Annotated in this window: 7 protein-coding genes; all 7 read left to right on the forward strand. The window is 35.5% G+C overall.

Features of this window, described 5'->3' with window-relative positions; translation table 11 throughout:
• Positions 1-157: 157 nt before the first annotated feature.
• The gene (locus PHP06_09425; GenBank protein MDD3840773.1) at positions 158-1483 is read left to right on the forward strand and encodes a hypothetical protein; all 1326 of its coding nucleotides are present in this window, start codon (positions 158-160) and stop codon (positions 1481-1483) included.
• Between the two features lie 371 nt (positions 1484-1854).
• A complete protein-coding gene (locus PHP06_09430; protein ID MDD3840774.1) occupies positions 1855-2853 on the forward strand; it encodes a LacI family DNA-binding transcriptional regulator in 999 nt (332 codons plus the stop codon).
• Between the two features lie 46 nt (positions 2854-2899).
• The gene (locus PHP06_09435; GenBank protein ID MDD3840775.1) at positions 2900-4294 is read left to right on the forward strand and encodes a fucose isomerase; all 1395 of its coding nucleotides are present in this window, start codon (positions 2900-2902) and stop codon (positions 4292-4294) included.
• Positions 4295-4571: 277 nt separating this feature from the next.
• Positions 4572-5651, forward strand: a complete 1080-nt coding sequence (locus PHP06_09440; GenBank protein ID MDD3840776.1) for a substrate-binding domain-containing protein — start codon at positions 4572-4574, stop codon at positions 5649-5651.
• A 166-nt stretch (positions 5652-5817) separates the two neighbouring features.
• A complete protein-coding gene (locus PHP06_09445) occupies positions 5818-6633 on the forward strand; it encodes a hypothetical protein (GenBank protein ID MDD3840777.1) in 816 nt (271 codons plus the stop codon).
• 48 nt (positions 6634-6681) lie between these two features.
• Positions 6682-7638: an ornithine cyclodeaminase family protein gene (locus PHP06_09450; GenBank protein ID MDD3840778.1), complete on the forward strand. Its 957-nt coding sequence runs from the start codon at positions 6682-6684 to the stop codon at positions 7636-7638.
• Positions 7639-7735: 97 nt separating this feature from the next.
• The gene (locus PHP06_09455) at positions 7736-9247 is read left to right on the forward strand and encodes an FGGY family carbohydrate kinase (protein ID MDD3840779.1); all 1512 of its coding nucleotides are present in this window, start codon (positions 7736-7738) and stop codon (positions 9245-9247) included.
• Positions 9248-9530 lie beyond the last annotated feature (283 nt).

Consider the following 9530-nt stretch of genomic DNA (forward strand, 5'->3'; position numbering starts at 1 on the left):
AGAAGAGTTGGCCCAAATACTGGATATTGATTGTATAAGAGTATAGGAAAATAAGGTTATTGTTTTATTAATGTATTAAATATATCCAGATTGGTATTCAAAATTTGTTAATTATTAATATTATTAAATAAATCAAAAATATGATTGGAGGATTATTATGAAGAAATCACTAAAAGCAGGAGCAGCAGCTGTAGATATATCACCTAAGGAAGGTATTGAATTAGCTGGATATCCTCATTATCTGAGGCACAATACTGGTGTTCACGATCCTTTATACGCAGGTTGTATATATCTTAATAATGGAGAAAATGAAATACTTCTTATTACTCTGGATATACTTATGTATTCCAAAAAATATGTCAAAGAGAGCAGAGAGAGAATTTCACAGAAGACCAGTATTCCTAAGGAAAATATAATGATCTCTTGTTCTCATACCCACTCTGGACCTTGGGCATCAGGAAGACTTGATTTAGATGCATTAGAAGCAGGATTGACAGTGGACGAGGAATATGTAAAAGGACTGAATGATAAAATAGAAAAGATTGCACTGGAAGCCTATAATAATACTTTTGATGCAAAGATAGGAATAGAAAAGGGAGTCTGCGGTAAGGAGAAAGGAATAGGCGGAAATCGTAGAGACCCTGAAGGACTTGCAGATCCTGAAGTTTGGACTATAGGAGTACAAGACGATAAAGGCAATTGGAGGGCATGTATGGTTAAATATGCTCTACATCCTACTTTAATCCATGCTGACAGTACAGTTGTTACCGCTGATTATCCTGGTTATATACGAAAATATTTTGAAGAGAAAAAACCTGGCATGGTATTTCTTTTTGCTCAAGGCACATCAGGAGACCAGAGCACACGATATTTCAGGAACGGACAGACTTTTGAAGAAGCTGAAAGGTTTGGTAGAACTATAGGGGCTGAAGCTGATAAGGTATTGGAATCCATGGAGCTTTCGTCAGATGTGGATCTTGTTGTAAAATCCACTGAAGTAGATATCCATATAAGGGAATTGCCTTCTGTTCCAGAAGCTGAAAAGGCAGTGAAAGAGGCAAAGGAAAATTATGAAAAGATAAAAGCAGCAGGCGGATCTTATATAGAAGTTCAAAATGCAAATTTAGTTGTTTTAGGTGCTGAAGATTTATTAGGCTATACATTAGCTATGGATAAAGGCAACAAGATAGATTTGTTGGAGGACGAGACACCTGCCGAAGTGCAGGTATTAGGTATAGGGGATGCTAGAATAGTAGGTTTGCAGGGAGAAGTATTTGTAGACTTTGGTCTTGCTATCCAAGAAAAGTCACCCTTTGAAAAGACATTTGTTGTTGAACTGGCAAATGGATGCATGCCTGGTTATGCATATAACGAAGAGGCATACTTGGAGGGCGGTTATGAAACAGACACATCTCTTCTCACCCATGAGACTGGAGATATGTTGGTAGATACTGCTGTTAAACTTTTGAACCAGACAAAATAAATGACTGATCAGGTTTCTCATGACGAGGATTTTGCCGTAGAGAGTTAATAGAGAGACATAGAGGAAATATTAAAGATTTGAGCAAATAGGGCATATTAGATTATATGTTCTATTTGCTTTTTTATATTATTATTAAAATAATATAAAAAAGAAGGATTTTTAAAAGATATGTAGAATATAACATATAGAAATTTGCATAAAATAATTACGAAAGTTTCGAAGGCCGTTATGTAGCACCTTTATTAGATTTTGGGATTCAGGCTTTGATCTGAATAAAAAGAATAAATTGATAAGAAAAGGTAGAATACAAATAGGAATTTCAAAACAATTATCGAAACTTTCCGAAAACATTACTAATAGGAGTTGACTTTATGAGTGCTACGTTAAAGGATATAGCAGAAATAGCAAAAGTAAATGTATCAACAGTATCCAGAGCTTTAAATGATAGTCCGGAGATAAATGAAGAGACGAAACAAAGTATTATGAAAATTGCAGAACAACTTAATTATTTTCCTAGAAAGCGATTGACAAAATGCAAAGATACTAAAACTATAGGAGTTATATGTCCGGAGATCAATAGCAATTATTACGCTGAAATAGTTAATACTATGGAAAATAAGCTTAAGAAAGATGGATATACCATAATTATAGGATTGACCAATTTTAAATCTGAAGATGAAGCCCATTTTCTAAAGTTATTTGCTAAAAAAAACGTAGATGGAATAATAATCATTACCAGCCAGGATGATAGCATAAAGGAGGTTTTAGTAAGATTTAAAAGACATAATAATATACCTGTTATTCAAGTAGCTACGGAGAATATGACTGAACATTATGATTATATAAAGACGGATGATTATAAGGGAGTATCCATCGCTATTGAGTATTTAATAAAATTAGGGCATAGGAGGATAGCTTATATAGGAGATATGCAGTCCAAGTTAAGGCTAAAGCCATATATCGATACTCTTAACAAAAACAATATATCCGTCCATGATGATTTAATAAGATTGGGAGAAGAAAGATTTGAAGAGGGTGGGTATGAGAGAATGAGTGAGCTGTTAGACTTGGAGGAATTACCTACCGCAGTTTTTGCCTCTTATGATAATGTTGCCATTGGGGCCATGAAGGCAATATATGAAAGAAACTTAAAAATTCCTGGAGATATATCAATAATTGGATTGGATAATATAAATGTTTCTTCTTATTTATATAGACCTCTTACTACAATTTCCCAACCCCTCAATGAGATGGGGGAAATTGCTACCAGGATTTTGTTGGATAAAATAGGCAAGAAGAACAGTGCAATACAACATGTGGTTTTACAGCCTCAACTTATAATAAGAGAAACTACAGGCGAGATTAAATGAGGCTATAAAGGGATTATGAATTATTTTATTATAAGGAGAATGAAATATGGAAATGAAAAAGAGTATAAATTTAGGAGTTTGCCCTATCGGAAAATTTGTTTTTTCCCATGAGGATGCAGTACGTCAGAAGAAGGCTATATTTAAAAAATTGGATGAATGGAATGTGAATTATTGTACTATCGATACAGTATTACCTGATGGTATGGTAAGAGATCAAAAACATGTAGAACCAGTAGTGTCATATTTTAAACAACAGAATATCGATGCATTATTTATTCCTCATTGCAACTTTGGCACCGAAGGTGCAGCAGGTATGATAGGAAAATTATTGGGGGTGCCTGTACTATTATGGGGACCTCGCGATGAAGCACCTCTTCAAGATGGATCAAGATTGAGAGATTCTCTATGTGGTATGTTTGCCAGCAGCAAGGTACTCTATAAATTAAATGTCCCTTTTACCTATATTGAGAATTGCAGTATAGATGATGCCGAGTTTAAAGATGGAGTTTCATTATTTTTGAGGGCGGCAAACGTGGCAAAATCAATGCGCAATATGAAAATAGCCCAAATTGGTACTAGAGTAGATTTTTTTTGGACAACGATAGATAATGAAAGTGAGCTTCTTGAGAAATTTGGGATACAGGTACTCCCAGTAGATATTTTTGAATTTATTGCAAACACAAAAAAACGCGCCAAAAAAGATAGAACAAAATACCAGGAAGAACTGGTTGATATAAAAAAATGGTTAATAACTGATATGTTAAAAAATGATGAGGGATTGATAAATAGTTTAGCTATGAGGGATGAAATTTTAAAGATAAAAGAAGATGAAAATATAGATGTTTTTTCAATAAAAAGTTTTGATTCTATACCAGAAGAACTAGGGGAAGGTAATGGATTAGGGGATGTGTTGGTTCAGGAAAAAGTTCCTGTAGCAGCAGAATCAGATATTCATGGTGCAATAAGCTCTGTATTGTTAGAAGCAGCTGCAGCAGTAGATGAGCCAAGCTTTTTCCCTGAATATACAGTGCGTCATCCGGAGAATGATAATGGAATACTATTATGGCATGCATCTGCTCCGTTATCATTGAAGGATCCTCAATATGACAAAGTGCAAATATTGCCTCCTTGGATTTTAAAAGGTTTACCTCCTACAAGTTTGCAGTTCAAGCTGAAAGATGGACCTTTAACATGTTGTCGTTTTGATGGAGATACAGGGGAATATAGACTGGGTATAGGGCAAGGCAGGACAATACCCGGACCAAAGACAAGGGAGATATATACATGGATGGAGGTACCTGATTGGGCAAGTTGGGAAAGGAAACTGATGGAGGGGCCTTATATCCATCACTGTTCTTGTATTTATGACCATTGCGGTGATGTGCTGGAAGAGGCATGTAAATATATTCCCGGATTAAAGGCTGAAAGATTTGATAAATGAAGCATCGATATTTTAAAGTATTTAAAATATCGGCAGGAACCGTGAGTTATTATAATTCAATAAAAATTGTTTATTAATCCGGTAGATTAGCGTCATTGGTTATCCAAGAGTATAGAATGGATAAATGATGTTAAGCTATCGGGTTTTTATTTATTATTATTTTATGTGTATTAGAACTAAAATAAAAAATATAAAAAAAAGAAGGATTTTTAAAAAAAATGTAGAATATATTAAACATACCGAAAACGGTAACGGAAAATATAACTAGGAGAACGAAATGGGAAAAAAACTAACACTACAGGATATTGCTGATAAAGCAGGGGTTTCTAAAGCGACGGTATATAGAGCGATCAACAATAAAGGGGATATAAATCAAGAAACTAAACAAACCATTATGGATATTGTAAAGAAATTGGATTATAGACCTAATAAGGTTGCACGATCCCTTGCATTGAAGAACAGTAAAAAAATAGGAGTTGTGCTCAGAGGCATTCCCTCTTTTTATTGGGGTGAGGTAGAAAAAGGAATTAAAAAAGCTGAAGAAGAGCTAAACGATTTTGGCATACAAGTGATTATCCATAAAATGGATGAGCTTAGAAGTCCAGAACAGATGATTATTCTTATAGATAAGTTAGTCGAGCAAAAGGTCGATGCAATTGTTATGGTTCCTTTGAATAGCAGCAAATTAAAAGAGAAGATCATTGATTTGGATTCTAAAGGCATCACTGTAGTTACCATAAATGATGATATAGATGTTGATGCTAGAAAATTCTATGTAGGCCCTCATATATTTCAGAGTGGAAAAGTGGCAGGAGAGCTGATGGGTAAATTCCTGAGGGGAAAAGGAAATGTAGTGGTAATAAACGGTGTGTTAGAATCCTTAACTTATGAAGAAAGATCAAAAGGCTTTGCAAAAGTTATAAATGATGAATATCCTGATATTGATATTGTAGCTAACTATAATTATGATTTTATAAAAAGCCAATCCCATAACATTAAAATCATCAAAAACATACTGGAAAGTATACCGGATTTATCAGGTATATATGACGTGGATGGAGCATCATTATATCAAATAGGTAATATAGTAAAGAGTAGTTCAAAGCTGAAAGATGTAGTATTAATAGGGCATGAGATATGGGAGGGAGTCGAAGAGCTGATAGAAAAAGACATTATACAGGCCACTATAAGTCAGGATCCCTTTGCCCAAGGCTATTTTTCTATAAAACTTTTGTATAATTTTTTAATTGATAATCAATTGCCTGACTATAAACGTATGTATACAAGATTAGATATTATAATGCAGGGAAACATGAAAAGACAGGAAAACATATTGAATCCTTATTATATTAAATGACAATAATTTTTTGCATTTTCCGTAACCGGGTACGGGGAATGCAAGGGACGATTTGTTTGACAGCAAGAAAAACTAGGTAGTATATTTTCCATCATTGCTGTTATTTAAATAAATTAATAAATCTAAATCAAACCAAAATTCAAAAAATCAAAAAGGAGAGATGGATATGTCAATGTCAGGAAGAGATATAAGAATGGAAAAACTACTGTCCAAAGGTGAAAATGCAGTTATAATAGCTGTAGACCATGGGTATATGGATGGTCCTATTCCTGAAATGGAAGACCTGCCTGAAACAATAAAAAAGATAGACCCTGCTGTAGATGGAATACTCTTAAGCCCAGGCATGCTCAAAAACTGCAAACACGCCTTCGACTACAAAGGAGCACCCATCCCTATAGTGCGCCTGAACTGGAGCACAGTATTCTGCTTTGAATGGGGCTATGAGAAAGCATACACCGTAAAAGCCTTCTCACCCCAAGACGCAGTAGCCTTAGGTGCAGAGATAGCATTGATATCCCTAACCACCAAGACTGGCAGCGAGAGAACAGACGTAGAAAATGTAGAACTGTTTGCAAAAATGGCCTCAGAGTGTAGACAGCTAGGCATACCTGTAATAGGCGAATGCTTCCCCAATGATAGCGACAACCTGAGCAAAGAAGAAATGCACGATGCAGTGTTAAGAGGAACTAGAATATTGGCAGAACTAGGAGCAGACATGATAAAAACCTTCTACACATACAAATTTGAAGAAGTGATAGAAGGCTGTCCAATACCTGTATTCGGCCTAGGAGGTCACACCACACCTGACCCCATCGATTCCTTGATATTAGCTAAAGAAGAGATAGAAAAAGGAGCCAAAGGAGTAGTATTTGGCAGGAACGCAATACAACGACCTGACCCTCAAGCATACCAAAAGGCATTGTGTGAAGTGGTAAAATCAGGTTTAAGCCCTGAAGATGCTGTAAAAAAATATAATTTATAATTTTTTATCAAATAATTTAGAATTTGTAAATTTATAGGGGGACTAAAAATGAAAGAGGAAATAATGGTTCTAAACGAAGATTTGATTAAGGAAAATTTATCAGTAAAAGAAGTAATAGACAGAATAGAGGAAACCTATAAATGGTATGCTCAGGGCAAAATAATAATGCCATCCAAATTAACCCTTGATATGAGTGGTTTGAATGTACCAAATTGGATGAATTCAATGCCAGCTTATATAGAGCCCTGTGATACGGTAGGTATAAAGTGGGTAGGGGGATTCATAAACAATCCTAAAAAAGGATTACCCTATATTAAAGCTAAAATATTAATCAATGATCCTCAAACAGGTCTTATGCGGGCACTATTATTCGGGGACTGGATTTCAGATATAAGAACCGGTGCTCAAACAGCGGTAGCGGCAAAATATTTAGCTGTAGAACAGCCTAAAATAGTTACAATTATAGGCTGTGGCGTCCAGGGATTCTCTACTCTAGAATGTTTATTAGAGACTTTTGAGTTTGATGAAATAAGATTATGTGACTTAAACCAACAAAACATGAAGGATTTTGCAGAAAAATTAAAGCAAATCACAACTACTCCAATAAAAACTTTCACGGAAAATGAAAAGGGAGTTAGAGACTCGGATATCATAGTGACAGCCACCACAGCGGATGCACCCTTGGTAAAAAACGAATGGGTTAAAGAGGGAGCTCTTGTTTCAACAATAGGTTCATTTCAAGAACTAGATGAAAAATTAGTGCTTGGTTGTGACAAAATAGTGGTAGACCAATTAGGACAGCATTATCACAGAGGAGAATTTGTAAAATTATTCGAAAGCGGAAAATTAGCCAAAGAGAATGTTCATGGGGAGATAACACAGATAATGAGCGGAAAGATAAAAGGAAGAGAGGATAACAAGGAAAGAATAGTAATGAGCATTGTAGGAATGGGCTGCTTGGATATATCAATAGCTGCCATGCTTTATGAAAAGTTAAAAAAATAGACGTTAGCAATATAGAGGTGTATTTTTATAAATCAACAATATATTAATAGTAGCAAACAAAAATATTAAAACCTATAAAAGGAAGGGGGGATAGGATATGCAATTATTGATAGGGATAGATGTGGGCACTACTGGAACCAAGACCATGATAATAAATGAACAAGGGAATATCATTTCTTCTTCCTACAAAGGGTATGATACATACAGCGAAGAACTAAATTACGTTGAACAAGATGCCCAAGACTGGTGGGATGCAGTAGTATATACTGTCAGAGAATGTATGTATAAAGTAGAAAACAAAGACAGAATAAAAGCCATCTCGTTATCTTCCCAAGGCGGCAGCATGGTCCCAGTAGACCAAAACTGCAACCCTTTGAGAAGGGCTATAGTATGGATGGATAAAAGAGCAGTCCAACAAGGGAAAGACCTAAGAAAGGGCAAACCCAAAGATTACTTTTACAAAAAAACAGGCTGGAGATTGTCCAGCGGCTTGAATTTAGCCCAAATCAAATGGGTCAAAGACAATCAGCCGGAGATTTTCAAAAACACCCATAAATTTTTATCTACTATCGATTTCATCAACTATAAGCTTACCGGGGAATACGTTATAGACCTAACCAATGCTGGCATTACACATCTTGCAGACTTAGAGAAACGGGAATGGAACAAAGAAATACTAGAGGAAATAGAAATAGACCAGACAGAACTGGCAGACCTTAACAGCTCTGGAGAAATAATAGGTAACCTGACTAAAGCAGCAGCAGAACAACTAGGATTGCCCGCAAATGTTAAAGTGATAAGCGGTGGACATGATCAATATTGCGTAGCACTAGGAGCAGGTGCCGTAAACAAAGGTGATGTTCTGTTGGCCACAGGCACTGCTTGGGCTGTTATAGGAATATTTGACCAACTGTTATTTGATACGAAAGCTTACTTTTCTCCAGGTTACCATGTAGTAAAAGATAAATATGGTGCTATGTCAACGGTAGGAACCGGAGGAATATCCATGGAATGGTTCAGAAAAAACATAGCTAACTTGATAAAACAGGATGATGGAGACCAACTGGAAAGTTATCAGAACATAAACAAAAAAGCAGGTCAAAAAGGCATAGGTGCCGATGGCTTGATGTTTTATCCTCATTTTTTAGGTTCAGGATGCCCTACATGGTCTTCGGATAACAGGGCTACAATATTAGGTTTGGATTTAAGCCATGATAGATACCATATCGCCAGGGCAATAATGGAAGGAGTAGCCTTCGAAGCAAACTGGATACTTGAAGCGTTAAAAGAAAAAGACGTAACCATTAACAAACTTAAAATGCTGGGAGGGGCTACCAATAGCAAACTATGGACCCAAATAATTGCCAACATAACAGGAGTACCCATCATCATTCCGGAAATCTCCGATGCTGCCTGTGTAGGAGCAGCTATGCTAGCCGGATTAGGAATAGGAATGTTTGAAGATGCCCAAAAAGCATATCAAGCCATGGTAAAAGATGAAAGAGAGATACTGCCCATTAAAGAACAAGCCCAAGAGTACAAAGCATTGTTTCAGCAGTACAAGAAAAGGTTTTATTATTTGAAACAATTATATGGTGTTAGTATTTAAAAAACTTTTTTGAAAAGATGACTATATAAGGAGGATTTTCGGCCTTGATGTAGAAACCTTATATTAAGATAATAGAGATAAGTGGATTATTTCGATACCGCTTACAATATCTAACAACGTACTTTTCTTTTTATATTTGTTTTTCAAAAGAATTTCAAATCAGTTAAACGTTCTGTTTTATTGATCTAGCAGTGATTATTTTGGTTTTGCAATATCAATTAAATATAAGACATCAGATATGAAGTGAAATTTATTTGTATTTATGTTACCGGTAACGAGATTT

Source organism: Clostridia bacterium, from assembly GCA_028698525.1.
Lineage (GTDB): Bacteria > Bacillota > Clostridia > JAQVDB01 > JAQVDB01 > JAQVDB01.